Annotated in this window: 21 protein-coding genes, 1 tRNA gene and 1 riboswitch; of the genes, 14 read left to right on the plus strand and 8 right to left on the minus strand. The window is 71.7% G+C overall.

The window, feature by feature from the left end; all coding sequences use genetic code 11:
• The first annotated feature begins 434 nt into the window (after positions 1–434).
• The gene (idi, locus tag ACH4E7_RS05255; RefSeq protein WP_396247632.1) at positions 435–1,088 is read left to right on the plus strand and encodes an isopentenyl-diphosphate Delta-isomerase; all 654 of its coding nucleotides are present in this window, start codon (positions 435–437) and stop codon (positions 1,086–1,088) included.
• Positions 1,089–1,251: 163 nt separating this feature from the next.
• Here the strand turns inward: idi and ACH4E7_RS05260 are convergent, their stop codons facing one another.
• Entirely contained in the window at positions 1,252–1,656 is a 405-nt protein-coding gene (locus ACH4E7_RS05260) for an ATP-binding protein (RefSeq protein WP_396247887.1), read from the minus strand.
• Between the two features lie 637 nt (positions 1,657–2,293).
• Between ACH4E7_RS05260 and ACH4E7_RS05265 the strand changes: the two genes are divergently transcribed.
• Positions 2,294–2,378 (plus strand) — tRNA-Leu (locus ACH4E7_RS05265).
• Positions 2,379–2,725: 347 nt separating this feature from the next.
• Positions 2,726–4,396 carry an APC family permease gene (locus tag ACH4E7_RS05270; protein WP_396247633.1) on the plus strand — a complete coding sequence of 557 codons (1,671 nt, stop codon included), beginning with the start codon at positions 2,726–2,728 and terminating at the stop codon, positions 4,394–4,396.
• Positions 4,397–4,580: 184 nt separating this feature from the next.
• On the opposite strand, the gene ACH4E7_RS05275 is transcribed toward ACH4E7_RS05270, so the two are convergent.
• Positions 4,581–5,570 carry a class I SAM-dependent methyltransferase gene (locus ACH4E7_RS05275; protein WP_396247634.1) on the minus strand — a complete coding sequence of 330 codons (990 nt, stop codon included), beginning with the start codon at positions 5,568–5,570 and terminating at the stop codon, positions 4,581–4,583.
• A gap of 379 nt (positions 5,571–5,949) precedes the next feature.
• Here ACH4E7_RS05275 and ACH4E7_RS05280 point away from each other — a divergent pair, with 379 nt between their 5' ends.
• Positions 5,950–6,480 carry a DUF6624 domain-containing protein gene (locus tag ACH4E7_RS05280; protein ID WP_396247635.1) on the plus strand — a complete coding sequence of 177 codons (531 nt, stop codon included), beginning with the start codon at positions 5,950–5,952 and terminating at the stop codon, positions 6,478–6,480.
• Between the two features lie 112 nt (positions 6,481–6,592).
• The gene (locus ACH4E7_RS05285; protein ID WP_396247636.1) at positions 6,593–8,020 is read left to right on the plus strand and encodes an aldehyde dehydrogenase family protein; all 1,428 of its coding nucleotides are present in this window, start codon (positions 6,593–6,595) and stop codon (positions 8,018–8,020) included.
• Between the two features lie 51 nt (positions 8,021–8,071).
• On the opposite strand, the gene ACH4E7_RS05290 is transcribed toward ACH4E7_RS05285, so the two are convergent.
• Positions 8,072–9,538 (minus strand): glycine hydroxymethyltransferase, encoded by a 1,467-nt coding sequence (locus tag ACH4E7_RS05290; RefSeq protein ID WP_396247637.1) that lies wholly within the window; start codon positions 9,536–9,538, stop codon positions 8,072–8,074.
• A 20-nt stretch (positions 9,539–9,558) separates the two neighbouring features.
• A riboswitch (ZMP/ZTP riboswitch) is annotated at positions 9,559–9,673 on the minus strand.
• Positions 9,674–9,931: 258 nt separating this feature from the next.
• On the minus strand, positions 9,932–10,138 hold the full coding sequence (locus ACH4E7_RS05295; RefSeq protein WP_396247638.1) for a hypothetical protein: 207 nt from the start codon (positions 10,136–10,138) through the stop codon (positions 9,932–9,934).
• 41 nt (positions 10,139–10,179) lie between these two features.
• On the opposite strand from ACH4E7_RS05295, the gene ACH4E7_RS05300 reads away from it, so the two are divergent.
• Both ACH4E7_RS05300 and ACH4E7_RS05305 read left to right on the plus strand, forming a co-directional pair.
• Positions 10,180–10,590, plus strand: a complete 411-nt coding sequence (locus tag ACH4E7_RS05300; RefSeq protein ID WP_396247639.1) for a cytidine deaminase family protein — start codon at positions 10,180–10,182, stop codon at positions 10,588–10,590.
• 163 nt (positions 10,591–10,753) lie between these two features.
• Positions 10,754–11,317 carry an EF-hand domain-containing protein gene (locus ACH4E7_RS05305; protein ID WP_396247640.1) on the plus strand — a complete coding sequence of 188 codons (564 nt, stop codon included), beginning with the start codon at positions 10,754–10,756 and terminating at the stop codon, positions 11,315–11,317.
• Between the two features lie 64 nt (positions 11,318–11,381).
• Here the strand turns inward: ACH4E7_RS05305 and ACH4E7_RS05310 are convergent, their stop codons facing one another.
• Complete coding sequence (locus ACH4E7_RS05310) at positions 11,382–12,704, minus strand: MFS transporter (protein WP_396247641.1); 1,323 nt, start codon at positions 12,702–12,704, stop codon at positions 11,382–11,384.
• 227 nt (positions 12,705–12,931) lie between these two features.
• A complete protein-coding gene (locus tag ACH4E7_RS05315) occupies positions 12,932–13,507 on the minus strand; it encodes a TetR/AcrR family transcriptional regulator (protein WP_396247642.1) in 576 nt (191 codons plus the stop codon).
• Between the two features lie 211 nt (positions 13,508–13,718).
• Here ACH4E7_RS05315 and ACH4E7_RS05320 point away from each other — a divergent pair, with 211 nt between their 5' ends.
• A complete protein-coding gene (locus ACH4E7_RS05320) occupies positions 13,719–14,351 on the plus strand; it encodes a dihydrofolate reductase family protein (RefSeq protein ID WP_396247643.1) in 633 nt (210 codons plus the stop codon).
• Here ACH4E7_RS05320 and ACH4E7_RS05325 read toward each other — a convergent pair.
• Positions 14,278–15,393, minus strand: coding sequence for an EamA family transporter (locus tag ACH4E7_RS05325; RefSeq protein WP_396247644.1), 1,116 nt, complete (start codon positions 15,391–15,393; stop codon positions 14,278–14,280). The genes ACH4E7_RS05320 and ACH4E7_RS05325 overlap by 74 nt on opposite strands.
• A 133-nt stretch (positions 15,394–15,526) precedes the next feature.
• On the opposite strand from ACH4E7_RS05325, the gene ACH4E7_RS05330 reads away from it, so the two are divergent.
• From ACH4E7_RS05330 to ACH4E7_RS05355, 6 genes are all read left to right on the plus strand, one after another.
• Positions 15,527–15,970, plus strand: a complete 444-nt coding sequence (locus ACH4E7_RS05330) for a gamma-glutamylcyclotransferase family protein (protein WP_396247645.1) — start codon at positions 15,527–15,529, stop codon at positions 15,968–15,970.
• A gap of 245 nt (positions 15,971–16,215) precedes the next feature.
• Complete coding sequence (gene cbiE, locus ACH4E7_RS05335; protein WP_396247646.1) at positions 16,216–17,454, plus strand: precorrin-6y C5,15-methyltransferase (decarboxylating) subunit CbiE; 1,239 nt, start codon at positions 16,216–16,218, stop codon at positions 17,452–17,454.
• A complete protein-coding gene (gene cobM / locus ACH4E7_RS05340) occupies positions 17,451–18,212 on the plus strand; it encodes a precorrin-4 C(11)-methyltransferase (protein ID WP_396247647.1) in 762 nt (253 codons plus the stop codon). Before cbiE ends, cobM begins: the two co-directional genes overlap by 4 nt.
• On the plus strand, positions 18,209–18,949 hold the full coding sequence (locus ACH4E7_RS05345) for a cobalt-precorrin-6A reductase (RefSeq protein WP_396247648.1): 741 nt from the start codon (positions 18,209–18,211) through the stop codon (positions 18,947–18,949). Before cobM ends, ACH4E7_RS05345 begins: the two co-directional genes overlap by 4 nt.
• Before the next feature lie 58 nt (positions 18,950–19,007).
• On the plus strand, positions 19,008–19,586 hold the full coding sequence (locus tag ACH4E7_RS05350; RefSeq protein WP_396247649.1) for a DinB family protein: 579 nt from the start codon (positions 19,008–19,010) through the stop codon (positions 19,584–19,586).
• A 40-nt stretch (positions 19,587–19,626) separates the two neighbouring features.
• Entirely contained in the window at positions 19,627–20,133 is a 507-nt protein-coding gene (locus ACH4E7_RS05355) for a protein phosphatase (RefSeq protein WP_396247650.1), read from the plus strand.
• 34 nt (positions 20,134–20,167) lie between these two features.
• Here ACH4E7_RS05355 and ACH4E7_RS05360 read toward each other — a convergent pair whose 3' ends face one another.
• Positions 20,168–21,697 (minus strand): UDP-N-acetylglucosamine 1-carboxyvinyltransferase, encoded by a 1,530-nt coding sequence (locus ACH4E7_RS05360; protein WP_396247651.1) that lies wholly within the window; start codon positions 21,695–21,697, stop codon positions 20,168–20,170.
• Positions 21,698–21,832: the final 135 nt, after the last annotated feature.

Here is a 21,832-nt window from a genome sequence, read left to right on the forward strand (position 1 = left end):
GGTTCGGCGACGCTCCGGTGCGCCGGACCGGTGTTCGACCCGGCCGGGCGGCGGCGCGCCGGTACCGGCACAGATCCGGGCAGCGTGTCGTAAGTGATGGTAGGCGACCCGGGCGATCGACCCGAACGCGCCCGGTGGCGGCCAGGTGACGGTGAGGTGATCGAGCCGTGACCGAACGGACCTCGAACGGGTTCCGAACGGTTCTGCGAATCGAATGACCCTTCCGAGGGCGTCCCGGACCCTTCTCTGCCCGGATCCGGACTCCTGCAGGTCGTGATCCGCCCGGTTGTGCGTGGGACCCGTCCCGACCGCCACCCATACGGCAGACTGGAGCCCGACGCCGGCGCCGGTGCCCCCGCTGTGTCCGCTGCACTCCACCCGATGCACACGACGCACCCGATGCTTCCGTTGCCCCCGCCCCCGAAAGAGGCCTCATGCCCCAGAGTCTGCCGACCGAACCGACACATTTCGACGCCGAGATCGACACCGGTCTCAACGTGGAGACAGACGTGACGGTCGACCCACGGGGCCTGTCCACCGCCCCCACGGGCACCGAGATCCTGCTGGAACTGGTCGACGACGAGGGTGTCACGATCGGCACCGCCGAGAAGCTCTGGGCCCACCAGCAGCCCGGCCGACTTCACCGGGCCTTCTCGGTGTTCCTCTTCGACCGCCAGGGCCGACTGCTGCTGCAGCGCCGGGCGCTCGGCAAGTACCACTCCCCCGGCGTCTGGTCGAACACCTGCTGCGGGCACCCGTACCCGGACGAGCCGCCCTTCGTGGCCGCCGCCCGGCGCACCGCCGAGGAGCTGGGCGTCGCACCGGCGCTGCTCTGCGAGGCGGGGACGGTCCGCTACGACCTGCCGGACGAGGCCTCCGGGCTGATCGAGCGGGAGTGGAACCACCTGTTCGTGGGTCTGGTCACCGCTCCGGTCGCACCCAACCCGGACGAGGTGGACGACTTCGCCTTCGTGACCGCGCAGGAGCTACGGGAGCTGCGGGCGGAACGGCCGTTCTCGGTGTGGTTCGAGACGGTCTTCGAGGCGGCGCTGCCGGGGATCCGGGAGATCGCCGGGCGCGACTGGTAGGGCGGTCGGTTTCCGGGTCGGCTTTCGGGTCGGCCTCCGGGTCGGCTTTCGACTCGAGAGCCGCATTGCTCCGGACGCTGCCGGCCGTGCTCCGCTGAGCGCCGCCAGCTGCCGGGTCGGCGGCCACGCTCCCCTGGCGGCCACGCTGCCCCGAGTGCGCCCGTCAGTGCTCGGGCTCCGGGGGGACGGGCAGCGAGGCCCAGATGACCTTGCCGCCCTCCCCCGTGCGTTCGACGTCGCACACCCCGCCGGCCTGCAGGGTCACGCTCTTCACCAGCAGCAAGCCGCGCCCACCGGTGCGTCCGGTGTCACTCTCCAGGGCCTTCGGGTGGTACGGATCACCGTCCTCCACCGACACCCGCACCCAGCCGCGCCGCACCGACAGCTCGGTGATCACCTCGGGTGACAGCTCGGCGGCGTGCGTCACGGCGTTGCTGACCAGCTCGGAGACGATCAGCAGCAGGTCGTCCACCAGCTCCTGGTAGCGCACCCCGGCCATGCCCTGCGCCAGCAGGCGGTCCCGGACCGCGTGCCGGGTACGCGGCACGGAGGCCCCCTCGGCGGGCACCCGGAAGCGCCAGACGCCCTCGGCGGGGCCGCCGGAGGCCTTCCGGCCCGGTTTTCGTCCGGGTCCCCGGTCAGGCCTCGTGAGTCGGCCGGGCCGGCCCCGCTGGTCGGGCTGCTCCGATTGCTCCGGTTGCTCGGGATTCTCGGGCCGGTCGGGTCGGTCGGGCCCGTCCGGGTGGCCGGCGTCGGTGCGCGCGCCGCCCTGGCTGCCGCGTCTCTGTTCGGCCTCCGCCGTTCCGCTGATCTGCTCCACGTCCAGCCGCCCTTCGTCCGCGACCCGGGAATCAGGCGATCCGCTCATGGCGCCCTCGGTCCACAGAGGCTAGGAGAGCGGTCGGTGCGGCCGTGGCACCGTCGACAACTTGCCCGTGTCGGATCGGTTCCGACCCGAGTCGATCGATCACGGCTCTGAAACCGACCGCTTGCTTCGCGCTCGCCACCGCTTCGGCCAGGGTTCGAGCACCCTGGCGAGCCGTCCCAGCCAGTCCGGCCAGACCTCGGGTGCCCACCGGCCGCGCGCCCGGGCGGGCTCGCGAACATCGGGCCGAGGAAACGCAGGTGAGAAGCACTCCAGAACCCTGGTAATGTTCTCTCTGTCGCCGAGGGGGCGAGAGAAAAACCCCTGAAGCACACACCCCGTCCGGGTGGCGGAATGGCAGACGCGCTAGCTTGAGGTGCTAGTGCCCTTTATCGGGCGTGGGGGTTCAAGTCCCCCCTCGGACACAACCGAATTCCCCGTGGGATCCGAAAGGAACCCGCGGGGAATTTTCTTTTTCCCGGTTCGACTTCCCTGCGAGTTCGACTTCCCCTCGAGTTCGGCTTCCCCGCCGGTTCGACTTCCCTGGTCCGATCCTTGATCCACCGCCTGCGCGGCGTGACGTCAACCCCTCCATGGGGTCCGCCCGTCCGGAAACCGGACACGAGATGGCAACGATCGGGCGGCTTGAGCTTCCTCTGAGGTATTCGCCCCATTTCGAACCATAGGCTGCTGGGGTTTGTCCGGAATACCGACTCAAAACCGTAAAAGCTCCGACACCACCCGATGAACCCCGAGCGAGAGGACCGATACGTTGAGTGAGCCTGAATCGTCGACGGCATCGCATCAGAACTACCGGCGATCGCTCGGCACGATCAGCCTGACCGCGGTCGGGCTGGGGTCGATCATCGGATCCGGCTGGTTGTTCGGTGCCGAGCGGGCCGCCAAGCTGGCCGGTCCCGCCTCGATCCTGGCCTGGGTGATCGGCGCCGCCGTGGCACTGACCATCGCCCTCACCTACAGCGAGCTGGGCTCGATGTTCCCCAAGGCCGGCGGCATGGTCCGGTACGGCCAGTACTCGCACGGTTCGCTGGCCGGCTACCTGGCCGCCTGGGCCAACTGGATCGCCATCGTCTCGGTCATCCCGGGCGAGGCCACCGCCTCCGTGCAGTACATGAGCTCCTGGCACTTCGACTGGGCCAAGAACCTGTACGACGGCAAGGAGCTCACCCTCAGCGGCGTGGCGCTCGCCAGTGTGCTGCTGATCGTGTACTTCGTCCTCAACTGGTTCGCGATCACGCTGTTCGCCAAGACCAACACCGCGATCACCGTCTTCAAGGTCGTCGTGCCGACGCTGACCGCCGGCGCGCTGCTCTTCGCGCACTTCGACAGCTCCCACTTCACCAACCCCGGCGGCTTCGCGCCGAACGGGTGGAGCGCGGTCTTCACCGCCGTCGCGGTCTCCGGCATCGTCTGGGCCTTCAACGGCTTCCAGTCGCCGCTGAACCTGGCCGGTGAGGCCCGCAACCCGGGCAAGTCGCTGCCGAAGGCCGTCATCGGCTCGATCCTGATCGCCCTGGTGATCTACGTCGCGCTGCAGATCGCGTTCCTCGGCGCCATCCCGAGCAGTGACCTGTCGAAGGGCTGGAGCAGCCTCGCGTACACCTCGCCGCTGGCCGACCTGGCGATCGCCTGGGGCCTGAACTGGCTCGCGATCCTGCTGTACGCGGACGCCTTCATCTCGCCGTCCGGCACCGGCATGATCTACGCCGCCACCACCTCGCGCATGATCCACGGCGTGCAGGAGAACGGCCACCTGCCGAAGGTCTTCGGCAAGGTCGACGCCAAGACCGGCATCCCGCGTCCGGCGCTGCTGCTGAACCTGGTGGTCGCCTTCCTGTTCCTCGCGGTCTTCCGCGGCTGGGGTTCGCTGGCCGAGATCGTCTCGGTGGCCACCGTGATCTCGTACATCACCGGGCCGGTCGCCGTGATGGCGCTGCGCCGCCTCGCCCCGGACCTGAAGCGTCCGGTGAAGCTCAAGGCCATGCCGGTGATCGCGCCGGTCGCGATGGTCTTCGGCTCGCTGGTCCTGTACTGGGCCCGCTGGCCGCTCACCGGCAAGGTCATCCTGCTGATGGCCGCCGGTCTGCCGATCTGGGCCTGGTACGAGCTGCGCAAGCCGTTCGTCGAGCTGAAGCCGCACCTGAAGGCGGGCGCCTGGATGGTCGCCTACCTGTTCGTGATGGCCGGGATCTCCTGGGCCGGCAGCACCGACTTCGGCGGGCAGGGCTACCTGCCCGAGGGCTGGGACCTGCTGATCGTGGCCGCGATCGCTCTGGCCTTCTACTACTGGGGCGTCGCCAGCGCCTGGAACAACCCCTCGCTGGAGGAGGTGCGCCGGGAGCTGGCGGCCGAGGAGGCCGCGGCGCCGTCCGACGCGGTGGCTGCCGGGGCTGCCGGGGCCGCGGAGCCTTCGCGGGTCTGAGCGCGTCACTGCATCGAAGGGCCGGTCGGGTGATCCGACCGGCCCTTCGGGGTTTGTGTAGGGGGTGGGGGTGCGCTCGGCTGGCGGGGCTCGGCTGACAGGGCTCAGGTGACAAAGTTCAGATGACAGACTCTGAAATCTGTTAGCTGAATTCTGTTAGCTGTCAGGCGTCAACTGTCAGGCGTCAGCCCCGACGGGCGCGGCGGATGGCGGAGGTGACCACCGGCGGGAGCAGATCACGGGCGGCGCGCTTGGCGACGTTGAGCGGACGGCGTGCCTCGGCGGCGCGGGCGCGGCGGGCGGCGAGGTCCAGGGTCGCCTCGTCCTGGGCGGACCGGATCGCCTGGCGGGACTCCTGCGCCGACCGCTCGGCGGCCACCTCGGACAGCCGCTCCTGGTGGCGGGAGCCGCGGAACGGCTGAATGCCCTCGGAGGTGCCGGTCATCCGCAGCACCTGCTGCCCGTTGAGGGTCTCGGTGCTCAGGTGACAGCCGACCGCGAGGTCCACCCGATCGAGCAGCTCGCGCTGGAAGGGCTCCGGGTCCCCCCAGGTGCCGTAGAACTTGCACTCGGTGAGCATGATCGGCTTGAGGCCGTGGTTGAACACCGCCCCCCAGGTCGCGGCGGCGACGCCGGGGGTGTGTTGGGAGCGGTAGTCGTCCAGCACCACGACGCCCTGCTCTTGCAGCGCGACCCGGGCCACCTGGAGGTCACCCACCACGTGCTCGTACAGGTGCGAGGCGTCGATGTGGATGAACCGGAACGCCCCGGCTGGGATCCGTCCGCCCGCGAGGACGGAGGTCGGGGCCTGGATGATCTCCGGCAGCTCGTCGTGGAAGGACAGGTAGTTGGCCTCGAAGGCCGAGCGGGTCAGCGTCTTCCGGTAGGAGACGGCCATCTCCTCGGAGTTCTCCTCGTCGGGCGCGTCCGAGTCGAAGAGGTCACAGACGGTGAACGCCTCACCCGGCTGGAGGTGCTCGCCTATCACGATGGCGCTGCGGCCCAGGTAGGCGCCCATCTCCAGCAGGTCGCCGGTGACGCCCTTCTTCTCCTGTCGGCCCAGGAACCAGTCGAAGGAGTGCCGATCGTGGTCCCAGAACCACCCCGGAACGTCGTCCAACCCGGCCGGCTCGATGGGCTTCTGGGATCCGCCCCTCAATGCGGTGTCGGTCACGGGATGCTCCTTAGCGGTACGAATGACCTGCGGAAACTGAACCACGTCTCGGCGCGGTGGCGGCCCTCTCGGCCACGGGCACGCACCGGACCACCGGCCGTACGCGAGTCGACCCTCCACCGACAGTAGGCCCCACCACGGAGTTCGCTGCAATCTACAGCGGCTCTACGGGCGGTGAGGAGACTTTCCGTCGACGAGTTGTCGAAGCCGCCGTTTCGCGGCCGGAGATGAGCACGGCCGGGCAGCTGGCGCACCTCCATTGTGTCCCGTCGACTGCGCTGTGTCACCAGCCCTAGGAATGATCTTCGTCTCGAATCCCACACCTACGGTGGTGACGGGCGGCCCGAGCGGAGGGCCCGAAAGCAGGGAGCGGCACGACATGGCAGCAGCACGGCAGGATCGGACGGACACTCATGGCTCGCCCCTCGCAGAGGAGTTGGCCGCCATGATGGCCGAGGACGGCGCCCACGCGCGCTTGGCGAACAGCTCCGACCTGGCCGAACAGGCCGCCTGGCGGCGGCTCACGGCCCGGCACGGGGACCGGCTCGCGGAGATCATGGCCGAGCACGGCTGGCCGACCGAGCGTACCGTCGGAGCCGACGCGGCCCGGGCGGCCTGGCTGGTCGCGCAGCATGCGGACCGTCAACTGGACGTCCAGCGCCGGGCGGTGGCGCTGATGGCGGAGGCCGTGGCGAGCGGCGCGGCGAGTGCCAGGGACCTGGCCTTCCTCCAGGACCGGCTGGCCGTCAACGAGGGGCGCGCGCAGCGCTACGGCACCCAGATCGGCGCGGTGGCGGACGGCCGCCCGGTGCCGTGGCCGTGCGAGGACCCGGATCGACTGGACGAGCGCCGTGCGGAGGTCGGGATCGAACCGTTCGACGAGTACACCGCGCGGTTCGCCCCGAGGTAACCGTCCGGTCCCCCCGGTCGGATTGGCTCTTGCGCACGGCCGCCCGGCCGCCTTGACTGACCCTTGACCAGCACTGTCAGTTAAAGCGGCTGACCACCCGAGAGGACGATCTGTGCAGGAGTACGCGGAGTACGGCGACCAGTACATCGACGGCGCCTGGCGGCCCTCCGGGGACTCCGGGTCGATCACCGTGCTGAACCCGGCGACCGAGCAGGTGCTCGCCACCGTACCGGCGGGCGGGGCGGCCGACGTCGACGCCGCGGTGGCGGCGGCCCGCCGGGCGGCCCGGGGCTGGGGTGCCACCACCCGCGAGGAGCGGACCGCGCTGCTGACCCGACTGCGGGACGGGCTCGCCGCCGCCCAGGGGGAGATCACCTCGACCGTGGTCGCCGAGCTGGGTGCCCCGGTCGGTTTCGCCGGAGCCGTGCACGCCGGGCTGCCGCTGGCGGTGGCGACCTCCTACCTGACCCTGCTCGCCGAGCACCCCTTCGAGGAGCGGATCGGCAACTCGGTGGTGCTCGCCGAGCCGGCCGGGGTGGTCGCGGCGATCACCCCGTGGAACTACCCGCTGCACCAGATCGTCGCCAAGGTCGTCCCGGCGCTGGCGGCCGGCTGCCCGGTGGTCCTCAAGCCGGCCGAGGACACCCCGCTGGTGGCCCGGCTGTTCGCCCGGCTGGTGCACGAAGCCGGCTTCCCGGCCGGGGTGTTCAACCTGGTGACCGGTACCGGCGCGGTGGCGGGCGCGGCGCTCGCGGCCCACCCGGAGGTGGACGTGGTGTCGTTCACCGGCTCCACCGCGGTCGGCCGGCAGGTCGCCGAGACGGCCGGGCGCGGACTGAAGCGGGTGGCCCTGGAGCTGGGCGGCAAGTCCGCCAACGTGGTGCTGCCTGGCGCCGACCTGGCCCGCGCGGTCAACGTCAACGTCGCCAACGTCTTCGCCAACTCGGGCCAGACCTGCAGCGCCTGGACCCGGCTGCTGGTGCACCGGGACCAGTACGGGGAGGCCGTCGCGATCGCGGCCAAGGCCGCCGAGAAGTACGTTCCGGGCGACCCGACCGACCCGCAGACCCGGATCGGCCCGCTGGTCAACGCCAAGCAGCTGGACCGGGTGCGCGGCTACCTGGACAGCGCGCTCGCCGAGGGCGCCCGGGTGGTGGTCGGCGGTCCGGAGCCGCTGCCCGAGCTGCCGGCCGGCTTCTACGTCCGCCCGACCGTGCTCGCCGACGTCACCCCGGAGATGACGGTGGCCCAGGAGGAGATCTTCGGCCCGGTGCTGTCGATCGTCCCCTACCGGGACGAGGACCACGCCGCCGAGATCGCCAACGGCACGGTCTACGGCCTGGCCGGCGGCGTCTGGGCCGCGGACACCGACACCGCCGCCGCCTTCGCCCGCCGCCTGGACACCGGCCAGGTCGACCTGAACGGCGGCCGCTTCAACCCGCTGGCCCCGTTCGGCGGTTACAAGAGCTCCGGCCTCGGTCGCGAGCTCGGCCGGCACGGGCTGGAGGAATTCCTGCAGTACAAGTCGCTGCAGTACTAACCGAGTTGGACCGGGGCTGCCGAACTCCTCTCCGGCAGCCCCGGGTTGGGATCAGACCAGGTCGACGCCCGGGTAGAGCGGGAAGGGCGCGAGCAGGTCGGCGGCGCGCTTGGCGATGCCGTCGCGCAGGGCCTCGTCGAGGGCGTAGTTCGCCTTGGACGGGTTGCCGTTGGCAGCGGTGGTGGGGGTGGTGGCGCGCAGCACGGTGTCGATCAGGGCGGCGATCTCGTCCATCTCGGCGGTGCCCAGGCCGCGGGTGGTCAGGGCCGGAGTGCCCAGGCGCACGCCGGAGGTGTACCAGGCACCGTTCGGGTCCAGCGGGACGGAGTTGCGGTTGGTGACGATGCCCGAGTCGAGCAGCGCCGCCTCGGCCTGGCGGCCCGTCAGGCCGTAGCCGGAGACGTCGGCGAGCACCAGGTGGTTGTCGGTGCCGCCGGTGACCAGCTTGCCGCCGCGGCGCAGCAGGCCCTCGGCGAGCGCCTGGGCGTTGTCGACCACGGCGCGGGCGTAGGCCCGGAACTCGGGGCGGCGGGCCTCGGCGAGCGCGACGGCCTTGGCGGCCATCACGTGCGAGAGCGGGCCGCCGAGCACCAACGGGCAGCCGCGGTCGACGTGTTCGGCCAGCGCGGCGTTGCTCAGCACCATGCCGCCGCGCGGGCCGCGCAGGGACTTGTGGGTGGTGGTGGTGACGATGTGGGCGTGCGGCAGCGGGTCGTGGTCGCCGGTGAGCACCTTGCCCGCGACCAGGCCGGCGAAGTGCGCCATGTCGACCATCAGGGTCGCGCCGACCTCGTCCGCGATCTCACGCATCTTGGCGAAGTCCACCAGTCGCGGGTAGGCCGAGTAGCCGGCCACCAGGATCAGCGGACGGAACTCGCGGGCGGTCTCACGCAGCGCGTCGTAGTCGATCAGGCCGGTGGCCGGGTCGGTGCCGTAGCTGCGCTGCTCGAACATCTTGCCCGAGATGTTGGGCCGGAAGCCGTGGGTGAGGTGGCCGCCGGTGTCCAGGGACATGCCCAGCATGCGCTGGTTGCCGAGTTCCTGGCGCAGCCGGGCCCAGTCCTGCTCGGTGAGGTCGTTGACGTTGCGCGCCTCGGCCCGCTCCAGGGCCGGGCTCTCGACCCGCTGGGAGAGGACGGCCCAGAAGGCGGTGAGGTTGGCGTCGATGCCGGAGTGCGGCTGGACGTAGGCGTGCTCGGCGCCGAACAGCTCGCGGGCGTGCTCGGCGGCGATGGCCTCGACGGTGTCGACGTTGCGGCAGCCGGCGTAGAAGCGGCGGCCGACGGTGCCCTCGGCGTACTTGTCGCTGAGCCAGTTGCCCATGGCGAGCAGGACGGCCGGGGAGGCGTAGTTCTCGCTGGCGATCAGCTTGAGCGAGGCGCGCTGGTCCTCCAGCTCCTGGCCGATGGCGGCGGCGATCCGCGGTTCGACGCCGGCCACGACGTCGAGGGCGTTGCGGAAGGCGGTGTCGGCCGCGGGGACGGCGGTGGTGTGGGGCGTCTGCTCGGGCTGGGCCATGGCGGTCTCCTGGCGGGGATGCGGGCGGCCCAGGCGCTCGGCAACTCGACGTGAGGATTCATGTCGACGTGTGGATTCACGAGACCGCTTCCCGATGGTCGATTCCATCCCTACGCGCCAGTCGCGGTCCACCGGGATCGTATCAACACCGCGGGGACCGCGGCGGAGGTCTCAGAATGCGGTACGACCGGCCCGATTGAGGGCACATGTCCGCTCATATGCAATGTCCGTGCTGCGGCGAAATGAAGCCGCCGCAATTCCCGAAACAGTCCGGAATGAATTCCTCCGGAGCACCTTCCGATGATTTGCGGAACCTCGGACGCATCCGATCCGATGCCGCTCGAACGGCCGCCGGGAACCCCAGTTGACCAGGTCGGAAATGCCCTGAGCGTCTCAGGCTCGGTCGGCGAGGGCGTTTCGGTCGGCGCGCTCGCGGTCGGCCGCGTCGTCGCGGCCGGCGCCGGCCGGGACGGTGGTGCCCAGCGGGATGTACGGACCGACGAAGGCCTCCCGCACGGCGGCCAGGTCGGTGAGGTGCCAGGGCCGCAGCCGGAACGGGCCCGCGGAAAGAGTTGGCACGATCAGGGGCGGGGCGGCCATGATCGAAGCATGTCAGATTCGATCAGGAAGGACTGGCAAATATGTCCGACATCGATCACACGGGTGTCGACCAGGAGCTCGTCGCAGCGGCCCGAAAGGTGGCCGAGCGGTACTCGCGGGGCGACAACCACACCGTCGCGGCGGCCGGGCGCAATGCCGACGGGCGGATCGTCACGGCCGTGAACGTCTACCACTTCACCGGCGGCCCGTGCGCGGAGCTGGTGCTCATCGGGGCGGCGGCCGGGCAGGGGGCGTACGACCTCACCACGGTGGTGGCGGTCGCCGACCAGGGGCGCGGGGTCGTGCCACCGTGCGGGCGCTGCCGCCAGGTGCTGCTGGACTACTTCCCCGAGGCGGAGGTCATCGTCGAACGGGACGGACAGCTGCGCGCCCTGCCGGTGCCGGACCTGCTGCCGGAGGCGTACATCTGGGCCGACCACCAGGACGACTGAACCGGGGCGCCCCGGCGCCACCGCTCGTCCTTCGTCCGGCTGCGCGAGGATCGACTGCGCGACGTTCGGCTGCGCGAGCGCGGCTCAAGGCATTAGCGTGCTGGCGACGTGACATCGCTTGCGCGGCCCTGGAGCTGCGGAAATCGCCACCGGAGGGGGCACATTGTCGGACGACCTGCTCATCGCGAAGATCAATCACGGCTTCGACCACCTCGATGCCGACGGGGACGGGCTGCTCACCGAGCGGGATCACGTCCTGATGGGCCACTCGGTGGCCCGCTCGCTCGGCCACCAGGAAGGCTCGGAGGCGGAGGCCGTCATCGTCCGCGCCTACCTGACGATCTGGCACGACCTGCACCTCGCCGGAAAGCCCGCCGGGACGGAGGCGATCACGCGGGAGCAGTTCGTCGCCTCCACCGGCTCGCTCGCCGACGACCCGGAGGCCGCCCGGGAGATCCTCGGCGCGCTCGCCGAGGCCTTCCTCGCCGTGGCGGACGCCGACCGCAGCGGGACGGTGGACGCCGGCGAGTTCTTCGTGTTCCAGCGCGGCCACTTCGCCGGGCTCTGCCGGGACGACGCCGACGAGGCTTTCCGCCGCCTCAACCTCGACGGGGACGGGACACTGTCGGCGGCCGAGTTCACCAGCGCGATCATCGAGTTCTGGACCAGCCGCGACCCGGAGGCGCCGGGGAACTGGTGGACCGGGAAGCCGCCGTACGCGTTCTGACCCGCAGGTGCCGACCGGGCCCGCCCGTCCGGGGACAGGCCCGTCCGGTCGCCGGCCCGTCCGGTCAGTCGACCGGCCCGGTCGGCATCCCGCGCAACGCCCGGACCTCGCGCGCCAGCAGCAGCGGCAGGCAGGAGAGCAGGCCGACCGCGCCGACCAACCAGAGCGCCGGGCGCAGCCCGAGCCACGAGCCGAGCAGACCGCCGGCCAGTGCGCCGAGCGGCAGGGTGCCCCAGATCACGAACCGGATCGAGGCGTTCATCCGGGCCTGCAGGCCGGTCGGGGTGACGGCCTGGCGCAGGCTCACCTGGCCGATGTTGTAGACGGTGACGCCGCAGGCCATCAGGCCGGTCGCGACCGCCACCGTGGCCAGCGCGCGTCCGGGCGCGGCGGTGGCGAGGATCAGGACGGCGAGGCCGGGGAGGCACTTCGCGGCGATCAGGACCCGTCCGAGACCGAAGCGGCGGATCAGCCGGCCGGTGACGACGGCTCCGAGCAGGGCCCCGGCATTGCCGAGGGTGAGTGCCAGGCCGAGCGCGCCGGGTGACAGGCGCAGGTCGTGGACGGCGTACGCGGTCAACAGGGCGCTGAGCGCTCCGCCGAGGCTCGCCAGGTTGCCGATCGCGGTGGCGAGGGCGAGCGGGCGCAGGGTGTTGTGGGTGAGGACGAACCGCAGGCCTTCGGCGATCCGGGTGCGCATCCGGGCCTCTGAGGCCGTCTGGGCCTCGGGGGCTGCCTGGGGTTCGGCGTGGCCGTGCCGGACGCGGACCGGGCGGACCGAGCGCAGCAGCAGCGCCGAGAGCAGGTAGCTGACCGCGTCGCCGAGCAGGATCATCGGGGCGGCGAGCACCTGGAGCAGCAGGCCGCCGAGGCTGGGGCCGGCGAGCTCGGCGGCCGAGCGGGAGAACTCCAGGCGGCTGTTGCCGTCCGCCGTCCGGCCGTGGGAGACCACGCTCGGCAGCAGGGCCTGGTCGGCGATGTCGAAGAAGACGGTGAACACGCCGGTGACGAAGGCGACTGCGCACAGCAGCGGCACACTCAACGCTTCGAGGGCGTATCCGAGTGGGAGGGCGCAGATCGCCACGGCGCGGCCGAGGTCCGCGACGACCATCACCCGGCGGCGGTCCCACCGGTCGAGCAGGGCCCCGGCAGGCAGCCCGACCAGTAGGAACGGGACGGTCTCGGCGGCGGAGACCAGGCCGAGTTGGCCGGGGGTCGCGGAGAGCATGGTGAGGGCGAGGACGGGGATCAGGAAGAGGGTGATCTGAGTGCCGAACTGGCTGATCGTATGGGCTGACCAGAGGGCCTGGAACGGGCGTTGACGCCATACCGGGGGCGGTGGGGCGTCGGCGGTGCGGGTGGCTCCATCCTGCTCGGTCTCCAACACGGCGCGCCTCTCCCCCGGTTCGGTACGGTTGCTTCGTGCGCGATGATCGGGATGATCGTAACTTCCGCACGGCTGGCGACCGTTCGCTTCGCGGGAGTTGGCGGGTAGCGGACGCGACATTCGGGGCGGCGGGTCCGCCACGCGGACGATATATCCGGTTCGCGGCTATGGCACGCCGCTCGTGCACGCGCGTCCGATGACGACAGGACGGCCTGCCAGGCGGCCGGTCAGGAAGCCGGGACGATCCGCTCGACGATGGTGTCGATCAGCGCGGGCAGACCGTCGGCGCCCAACACCTCAGGGAGGGTGAGGTGTTCGAGGATCAGGCCGGTCATCGCAAGGTAGAGGACCAGGACGGTCTCGCGGCCGCCGGGCAAGCCCTCGTCCAAGTGGTAGGCGATGTTGGCCTCCAGCTGGTCCCGGATGGTGCCGGTGAGCTGGGCCTGCAGTTCGGGGCGGCGGGTGGCCTCCAGGCGTAGTTCGAGCATCGCGAGGTAGCCGGCCCGGTCGGCGGCGATGCGGCGGAAGACGTCGTGCATCAGGGCCGCGACCAGTGCGCGGTCGCGGGGGGCGCGCAGCAGCTCGGCAAGGATCACCGGGTCGGGGGTGAGCCGCTGGTGGATGTGCCGGGCGGTCTGATGGAGCAGGTGGTCCCGGTTGGCGAAGTAGTTGGAGGCCGTGCCGTTGGGGACGCCGGCCTGGACGTCGACCGCGCGGAAAGTGAGGCCTCGGGCGCCCTCGCGGGCGAGGACCTCGATGGCGGCGTCGGCGAGGGCGGTGCGGCGGGCGGGGTTCTGGACCATGGGCCGATTCTCTCTCCTGTGCTTTTGCGTGCCTTCAGGGGCTCAGGGGTCGAGCTCGGAGTCGGGCTCGGGTTCGGGCGACTCGGGCCGAGGCCCGAACAACCCTCTGGCAACCACTACGGTCGAAGTACTATAACTGGAGTTGTTGGCGGAGCGGACCGAACCGGCCCGCGCCGCCTCCCGATCCCGTTCCTCGACCCCAAGGACACGTATGCGCAAGCTCACCTACTTCATCGGCGCCACCATCGACGGCTTCATCGCCGCCCCGGACGGCGGCTACGACTTCTACGCTCCGTTCGTCACCGAGGACTACACCCCGACGCTCTTCGGCGAGTACCCGGAGACCGTCTCCACCCCCGGCCGCACGGCGGTCGGCATCGCGGATGCGCCCAACAAGCGCTTCGACACCGTGCTCCAGGGGCGCGGCAGCTACGACGCCGGGCTGGCCGTCGGCCTCACCAGCCCGTACGCCCACCTGCGGCAGATCGTCTTCTCCCGCACGCTGGAGTCGAGCCCCGACCCGGCAGTGGAGGTCACCGCCGAGGACCCGCTGAGCGTCGTCCGCCGGCTCAAGCAGGAGGACGGTCTCGGCATCTGGCTCTGCGGGGGCGCCGACCTGGCCGGTCAGCTGCTGCCCGAGATCGACGAGCTGATCATCAAGCAGTACCCGGTGGTGGTCGGGGCGGGCATCCCGCTGTTCCGCGCCGGCTTCGAGCCCCGCGCCTTCACGCTCACCGACAGCCAGATCTTCGAGCGCGGGAACGTGATCCTCACCTATGCGCGGATGTCGCCTTCGACGGACGCGGACGCGCCGGACGCCCTGAGCGCCCAGGACGCCGGCTGACGCTCACCACCAGGCACACACCGGCCACCACGATCGCCCCGCCCGCCAGGGTCGGGCCGGTCAGCGGCTCGGCCAGGATCAGCCAGCCCAGCAGCACCGCGACCACCGGATTCACGTACGCGTAGGTGGCGACCAGGGTCAGCGGCGCCGAGCGCAGCAGCCAGGCGTACGCGGTGAAGGCGAGCAGCGAGCCGACCAGCACCAGGTAGGCGAGGGCCAACCAGGACCGGCCGGAGACGGCCGAGAGGTCGAACCCCCGCCGCTCACCGCGCGCCAGCCCGATCAGCAGATTGCAGAAGCCGCCGGCCAGCATCTGGTACGCGCTCGCGGCGAGCACATTGCCCGGCATCGGGATCCGCTTGCTCACGAAGGAGCCGGCTGCCCAGGTCATCGTGGCGCAGATGATCAGGATCACGCCGAGCGGCTTGACGGACCCACCGATCGCGGGGGCGGACAGCACGCCGAGGCCGACCAGGCCGAACAGCACCCCGGCGATCTCGGCGGGCTTCGGGCGCTCGCCGCCGAAGGCCGTCAGCACGACCATCCACAGTGGGACGGCGGCAACCAGCAGGGCGGCCAGGCCGGAGGGGACGGAGGTCTCACCCAGTACCACCAGGCCGTTGCCGCCGGTCAGCAGCAGTACGCCGACCAGGGTGGCGGAGGCCAGCTGGCGCCCGCTCACGCGCAGGCCGGCCGGGCCCTGGCGGACCAGCAGGTAGCCGACCAGCAGCAGGCCGGCGGTGAGGAAGCGGGCGGCGGCGGAGAGGTAGGAGGGCATCGTCTCCACCGCGATCCGGATCGCCAGGTAGGTCGAGCCCCAGACGACGTAGACCACGCCGAGGGCCAGCCAGACGGCGCCGCCGAGGCGGGTGGCGGTGCCGGAGTCGGGGGACGGGGCGCCGGGAGCGGTCGGCTCGGCGGGGGTGGCGGAGGTGAGGTGGCTTACGGGGGTTACGGGGGTTACGGGGGCGGTGGGGGCGGTGGGGGTGCCGGGGGTACCGCCGGGGGTCGTTGCCGGTTGAAAGGAGGCGGGCGATGTCATGTGTGTCCCCCTTGGACGCTGCTGGCCGAACATCCGACATGACAGCGCATCGGGCACCCGCTGCGCCAGTGGGTATCACGGATCGGGCAGCAGGACGTACCGTGGGCGCTCCTGTACTGAGGAGGTCGAACCCGTGTCCGCGCCCGAGGAGGCCTCGCCGGTCGAGGAGGCCCTGCCGTTCTTCGTGTACGGCACGCTGCGCAGCGGTGGCCGCAACCATGCCGTCCACCTGGCCGGGCGCTGTGCGGAGATCCGCCCGGCGGTACTCGAGGGCGCCGCGCTGCACGCGGGCCCGGGGTTCCCGTACGCGGTGCCCGATCCGACGCCCGGACGCCGGATCGTGGGCGAGCTGATCACCGTACGGCCGGGCGCGTACGCCGGGGCGCTCGCGACGCTGGACGAACTGGAGGAGTGCCGGGCGGACGGGACGGGGCTGTACGTACGACGGCGGTTGGCGGTGTGGACGGCGGCGGGGGAGCAGCGGGAGGCCTGGGTTTACCTCGCCGGGCCGGCCGCCGAGGCGCGGCTGCGGGCGCGACCGGCGCTGATCGCCTCAGGGGACTGGGCGGACCGGTGAGGGGCGGCGGGTGTCAGCCGGCAGGCAGCGGCTGACGGCTAACGGCTGACGGCTGACGGCTGACGGCTGACAACGTTCAGCTGACAGCTTTCAGCGTTCAAAGTCTGAAATCTGTCAGCTGAATTCCGTCCGCCGTCCCCCGTCGCCCGTCACCTCGCCGGAGACCGGCCGTAAACGGCCAGGTAGGCTGCCCCGGCTGGTAGATCCACAACGCATTGGCCCGCCGAACGACGAGGAGCCACCCGGTGCCCGAGCTGCCCCCTCCGATCACCGTCGTCGGGATCGGGGCCGACGGCTGGCCCGGCCTGGCCTCGACGTCCCGGGCCGCACTGCAGTCCGCCGAGGTGGTCATCGGCGGCCCCCGGCAGCTGGACCTGCTCCCCCACGACGAGGTCGCCGCCGAGCGCGTGCCCTGGCCGTCCCCGCTGCGCCCGGCCGTCCCCGGGCTGCTCGCCGCCCACGCCGACCGCCGCGTCGCCGTCCTGGCCAGCGGCGACCCGATGTTCTACGGCATCGGCCGCACTCTCACCGAGGCCGTCGGCGCCGAGCGGCTGCGCGTACTGCCGCACCCCTCCTCCGTCTCCTTCGCCTGCGCCCGGCTCGGCTGGCCGCTGGAGGCCACCGAGGTGATCAGCCTGGTCGGCCGCCCGCTGGACACCCTCGCGCTCGCCCTCCACCCCGGCCGCCGACTGCTGGTGCTCAGTGCCGACGCCGCCACCCCGGCCGCCGTCGCCGCGCTGCTCACCGGGCACGGGTACGGCGCCGCCCGCCTGCGTGTCCTCGAACAGCTCGGCTCCCCCGCCGAGCGCCTGCTCGACGGCCCCGCCGGCGGCTGGCCGCACCCGGTCGGCGATCCGCTGAACGTCATCGCCGTCGAACTCGGCGACGGCCCCCGCAGCTCCCTCGTCCCCGGCCTGCCCGACGCCTCGTACGAGAGCGACGGCCAGCTCACCAAGCGGCACGTGCGCGCCGCCACCCTCGCCACGCTCGCCCCCTCCCCCGGCGAATTGCTCTGGGACGTCGGCGGCGGCTCCGGCTCGATCGCCATCGAGTGGCTGCGCGCCCACCGCGACTGCCAGGCCGTCAGCATCGAGCGCGACCCGGTCCGGGCCGAGCGCATCGCCCGCAACGCACGCCGGCTCGGCGTGCCCCGGCTTCGGGTCGCGACCGGCTCCGCCCCCGCCGCGCTCGCCGAACTCCCCAGCCCTGATGCGGTGTTCATCGGCGGCGGCCTCACCACTCCCGGCCTGCTGGACAGTTGCTGGGCCGCGCTGCGCCCCGGCGGCCGGCTGGTCGCCAACACCGTGACGCTGGAGTCCGAGGCGCTGCTCACCGAGTGGTACCGGCGCCACGGCGGGGAGCTCGTCAAACTGGCCGTCGCCCACGCCGTCCCGGTGGGCGGCTTCACCGGGTGGCGGCAGGCCATGCCGGTCACCCAGTGGTCCGCCGTCAAGCCCAACACCCCCCAGGAGGACGCCTCGTGACCGTCTACTTCATCGGAGCCGGCCCGGGCGCGGCCGACCTGATCACCCTGCGCGGCCAGCGCATCCTGGCCCGTGCCGAGGTCTGCCTCTACGCCGGCAGCCTGGTCCCGCGCGAGCTGCTGGACGAGTCCCCGTCCGGTGCCCGTCTGATCGACACCGCGCAGCTCAACCTGGACCAGATCACCGCCGAGCTGGTCGCCGCCCACCAGGCGGGCCGGGACGTGGCCCGCCTGCACTCCGGCGACCCGTCCGTCTTCTCGGCCGTCGCCGAGCAGATGCGCCGCCTGGACGCGGCCGGCGTCCCGTACGAGGTGGTCCCCGGTGTGCCCGCATTCGCCGCCGCCGCGGCCGCGCTGAAGCGGGAGTTGACGGTGCCGACCGTCGGCCAGACCGTGATCCTCACCAGGATCGCCAAGCGCGCCACCCCCATGCCCGAGGGCGAGGACCTCGCCACCCTGGGCCGCAGCGGTGCCCTGCTGGTGCTGCACCTGGCCGCCGGGTACGTGGACGACGTGGTCGAGCAGCTGCTCCCGCACTACGGCGCCGACTGCCCGACCGCCGTGGTCGCGATGGCCAGCCGCCCCGACGAGCTGGTGCTGCGCGGCACTCTCGCCGACATCGCCGAGCAGGTCAAGGCCGCGGGCGTGGTCCGCACCGCCGTCATCATCGTCGGCCGGACGCTCGCCGCCGAGCAGTTCCGCGACAGCCACCTCTACTCGGCGGACCGCGAGCGCCCGCACGAGCCCTGCGGCGCATGACGCGGCACATCCTGATCCTCGGCGGGACCACCGAGGGGCGGGCGCTGGCCGCCGCCCTCGCCCCGTCCCCGCACCAGGTCACCAGCTCGCTGGCCGGCCGGGTCGCCCGACCCCGGCTGCCCGCCGGGGAGGTGCGGATCGGCGGGTTCGGCGGACCGGAGGGCTTGGCCGCCTGGCTGCGCGCCGAACGGGTGGACGCCGTGGTGGACGCCACCCATCCGTTCGCCTCCGGGATCTCGCACAATGCCGCCCTCGCGGCCGCCGCCACCGACGTGCCGCTGCTGGTGCTGCGCCGACCCGGCTTCACCCGCGTCCCCGGGGACCACTGGCACCCCGCCCACTCGCTCGCGGCCGCCGCCGACCTGCTGCCGAGCCTGGGGCGGCGTGTCTTCCTCACCACCGGGCGACAGGGCATCGCCGCCTTCGCCCACCTCGACGGGGTCCACTTCCTCGCCCGCTCGGTGGACCCGCCCGAGCCGCCGTTGCCACCCTCCTTCGAAGTCCTGCTGGACCGCGGGCCGTTCACACTGGACGGCGAGCGGGCCCTGCTGCGCGAGCACCGGATCGATGTCCTGGTCACCAAGGACAGCGGCGGCGCCGCGACCGCGCCCAAGCTCACCGCCGCCCGCGAACTCCGGCTGCCGGTGGTCATGGTGGAGCGCCCGCCGGTCCCGGACGGCGTGCCGGTCGCGCCGGACGTACCGGGCGCGGTGCACTGGCTGGAGCAACTGCCGTAGGGCGTCCACCCAGTGAAATGGCCGGGCGGTCGGCGGAGCCGCCCGGCACGATGACCCGATGACCGATGATCAGCGCACCACCACCCAGCGCAGCGGCACCGAACGCAGCGGCACCGAACGCACCGACGCCGAACGCGGCGGCACCGAACGCACCACCGCCTTGCGCACCGCCGACGAACGAGCCACCCTGACAAGCTTCCTGGACCACCAGCGCGACACCCTCGCGATGAAGTGCGCCGGCCTCACCACCGAACAGCTGCGCACCCGCGTGCTGGAACCCTCCGGGCTCTCCCTGCTCGGCTTGGTCCGCCACCTCGCCGAGGTGGAACGCAGCTGGTTCCGCAACGTCCTCAACGACGAGGCGAGGCACGGTTTCTGGAAGCACCCCGACGGTTCCTTCGCCGAGTTCGACGTCGAGACCGCCGACCCCGAGGAGGCCTTCGCGGTCTGGCGCCGCGAGTGCGACCACGCCCGGGAACTCGTCGCCGCCGCCGAGTCGTTGGACGTCCTGGGCCGTTTCGGCGAGGAGGTCTTCTCGCTGCGCTGGATCCTCACCCACATGATCGAGGAGTACGCCCGCCACAACGGCCACGCCGACCTCCTACGCGAGCACCTCGACGGCACCACCGGCGAGTAGCGCGGCGGCGCCGGGGCGGGCGGGTCCGGAAGGAGCAGGGGTGCGAACCCGCCAGAAGGAACGCAACACCCCCGGGCCGTCCGAGCCCTGGAACGAGATCGTCCCCGGGCTCTGGATGGGTGGGCACTACTACACGCCGCCAGGTGGCGAGCTGCAACTCGCGATCGTCCAGGGCGAGTTCGAGTTGGTGGTGAGCCTGTTCACGCTCCCCGGGCACGGCCCGGCGCGACAGGTGGAGCACATCGTCCGGGAGGTGCCGGACGACCCGTTCTCCCCCGGCCAGCTGCTGGCCGTCCAGGAGGCCGCCGAGCTCACCGCGGCCGCCGTCCGCCGGGGCCGTCGGACGCTGGTGCGCTGCCACTCCGGGTACAACCGCTCGGGTCTGGTGGTCGCGCAGGCGCTGGTCGACCTCGGACACGAGAGCGGCGAGGCGATCCGGCTGGTCCGGGAGCGGCGTTCGCCCCGGGCACTGAACAACCCGGTGTTCGTGGACTACCTGAACACCGGGTTGGACGTCGCCGCGCTACTGACCGGCCTCAACGGGTGAGGCCGGTCAGCTCGATGACAGACCGTCAGGACCGTCAGATGTCGCGGAAGGTCTCGATCTGCGCGCCGATCGAGTTGAGGCGCTCGGCCAGGTCCTCGTAACCGCGGTTGATGACGTAGACGTTGCGCAGGACGGAGGTGCCCTCGGCGGCGAGCATGGCGAGCAGGATGACCACGGCCGGGCGCAACGCGGGCGGGCACATCATCTCGGCGGCGCGCCAGCGGGTCGGGCCCTGGACCAGCACGCGGTGCGGGTCGAGCAGCTTGACGTCCGCGCCGAGCCGGGTCAGCTCGGTGAGGTAGATCGCGCGGTTGTCGTAGACCCAGTCGTGGATCATCGTGGTCCCGTGCGCGGCCGCGGCTATGGCGGCGAAGAACGGCACGTTGTCGATGTTGATGCCGGGGAACGGCATCGGGTGGATGGTGTCGATCGGCGCGGTCAGCTTGGACGGGCGCACGGTGAGGTCGACCAGGCGGGTGTGGCCGTTGTGGGCCCGGTACTCCGGGGTCCGGTCGTAGTCGAGGCCCATGCCCTCCAGCACCGCGAGCTCGATCTCCAGGAACTCGATCGGCACCCGGCGGATCGTCAGCTCGGAGGAGGTGACCACGGCGGCGGCGAGCAGGCTCATCGCCTCCACCGGGTCCTCGGCCGGGGTGTAGTCGACGTCGCAGGTGATCTCCGGGACGCCGTGGACGGTGAGGGTGGTGGTGCCGATGCCCTCGATCTTGACGCCCAGCTCCTCCAGGAAGAAGCAGAGGTCCTGGACCATGTAGTTGGGCGAGGCGTTGCGGATGACACTGACGCCGTCGTGCCGCGCGGCAGCCAGCAGGGCGTTCTCGGTGACGGTGTCCCCGCGCTCGGTCAGCACGATCGGGCGGTCCAGCGGGACGCCGGGCTCGACCGAGGCGTGGTAGGCGCCGCCGGTGGTGGCGACCTCCAGGCCGAAGCGGCGCAGCGCGGTCAGGTGCGGCTGGACGGTGCGGGTGCCGAGGTCGCAGCCGCCCGCGTACGGGATGGCGAAGCGCTCGGCGCGGTGCATCAGCGGGCCGAGGAACATCAGCACGCTGCGGGTACGGCGGGCGGCCTCGACGTCCATCGCGGCGAGGTCGAGCTCGGCCGGCGGGGTGAGTTCGAGGTCGCGGCCGTCGTTGATCCAGCGGCTCTTGACGCCGATGCTGGTGAGCACTTCGAGGATGCGGTAGACCTCCTCGATCCGGGCGACGCTGCGGATCGTGGTGCGGCCGGTGGTGAGCAGCGAGGCGCAGAGGATCGCCACGCAGGCGTTCTTGCTGCTGCGGACGTCGATCGCGCCGGAGAGTCGGGTGCCGCCGGTGACGCGCAGGTGCATCGGGCCGGAGTAGCCGAGGGAGACGATCTCGCTGTCGAGGGCATCGCCGATGCGGGCGATCATCTCAAGGCTGACGTTCTGCTTGCCCTGTTCGATGCGGTTGACCGCGCTCTGGCTGGTGCCGAGTGCCTCTCCGAGCTGCGCCTGGGACCAGCCGCGGTGCTGGCGCGCGGTACGGATGAGGGTGCCGATACGGTTGAGGTAGTCGCCTGTCACCCGGCAGACCATATCTCATGGTTGAGATTGCGACAGAATCAAGGGTGAACGCTGCGCCACTTTTGTCCGTTTCTCACCCCGCATGAGTGTCAGATCTTCACATCACCGCGCGATAGTGTTGAGCTTCCGCTGCAC

The sequence above is a fragment of the Kitasatospora sp. NPDC018058 genome, from assembly GCF_044327205.1.
In the GTDB taxonomy this organism is placed as follows: Bacteria; Actinomycetota; Actinomycetes; order Streptomycetales; family Streptomycetaceae; genus Kitasatospora.

What these genes read in the sequence shown, in the direction of transcription:
- ACH4E7_RS05280 (WP_396247635.1), top strand. Translation starts at nt 5,950, where the DNA reads ATGGCAGCAGCACGGCAGGATCGGACGGACACTCATGGCTCGCCCCTC.
- ACH4E7_RS05315 (WP_396247642.1), bottom strand. Translation starts at nt 13,507, where the DNA reads ATGGTCCAGAACCCCGCCCGCCGCACCGCCCTCGCCGACGCCGCCATC.
- ACH4E7_RS05290 (WP_396247637.1), bottom strand. Translation starts at nt 9,538, where the DNA reads ATGGCCCAGCCCGAGCAGACGCCCCACACCACCGCCGTCCCCGCGGCC.
- ACH4E7_RS05320 (WP_396247643.1), top strand. Translation starts at nt 13,719, where the DNA reads ATGCGCAAGCTCACCTACTTCATCGGCGCCACCATCGACGGCTTCATC.
- idi (WP_396247632.1), top strand. Translation starts at nt 435, where the DNA reads ATGCCCCAGAGTCTGCCGACCGAACCGACACATTTCGACGCCGAGATC.
- ACH4E7_RS05295 (WP_396247638.1), bottom strand. Translation starts at nt 10,138, where the DNA reads ATGGCCGCCCCGCCCCTGATCGTGCCAACTCTTTCCGCGGGCCCGTTC.
- ACH4E7_RS05350 (WP_396247649.1), top strand. Translation starts at nt 19,008, where the DNA reads ATGACCGATGATCAGCGCACCACCACCCAGCGCAGCGGCACCGAACGC.
- ACH4E7_RS05345 (WP_396247648.1), top strand. Translation starts at nt 18,209, where the DNA reads ATGACGCGGCACATCCTGATCCTCGGCGGGACCACCGAGGGGCGGGCG.
- ACH4E7_RS05325 (WP_396247644.1), bottom strand. Translation starts at nt 15,393, where the DNA reads ATGACATCGCCCGCCTCCTTTCAACCGGCAACGACCCCCGGCGGTACC.
- ACH4E7_RS05300 (WP_396247639.1), top strand. Translation starts at nt 10,180, where the DNA reads ATGTCCGACATCGATCACACGGGTGTCGACCAGGAGCTCGTCGCAGCG.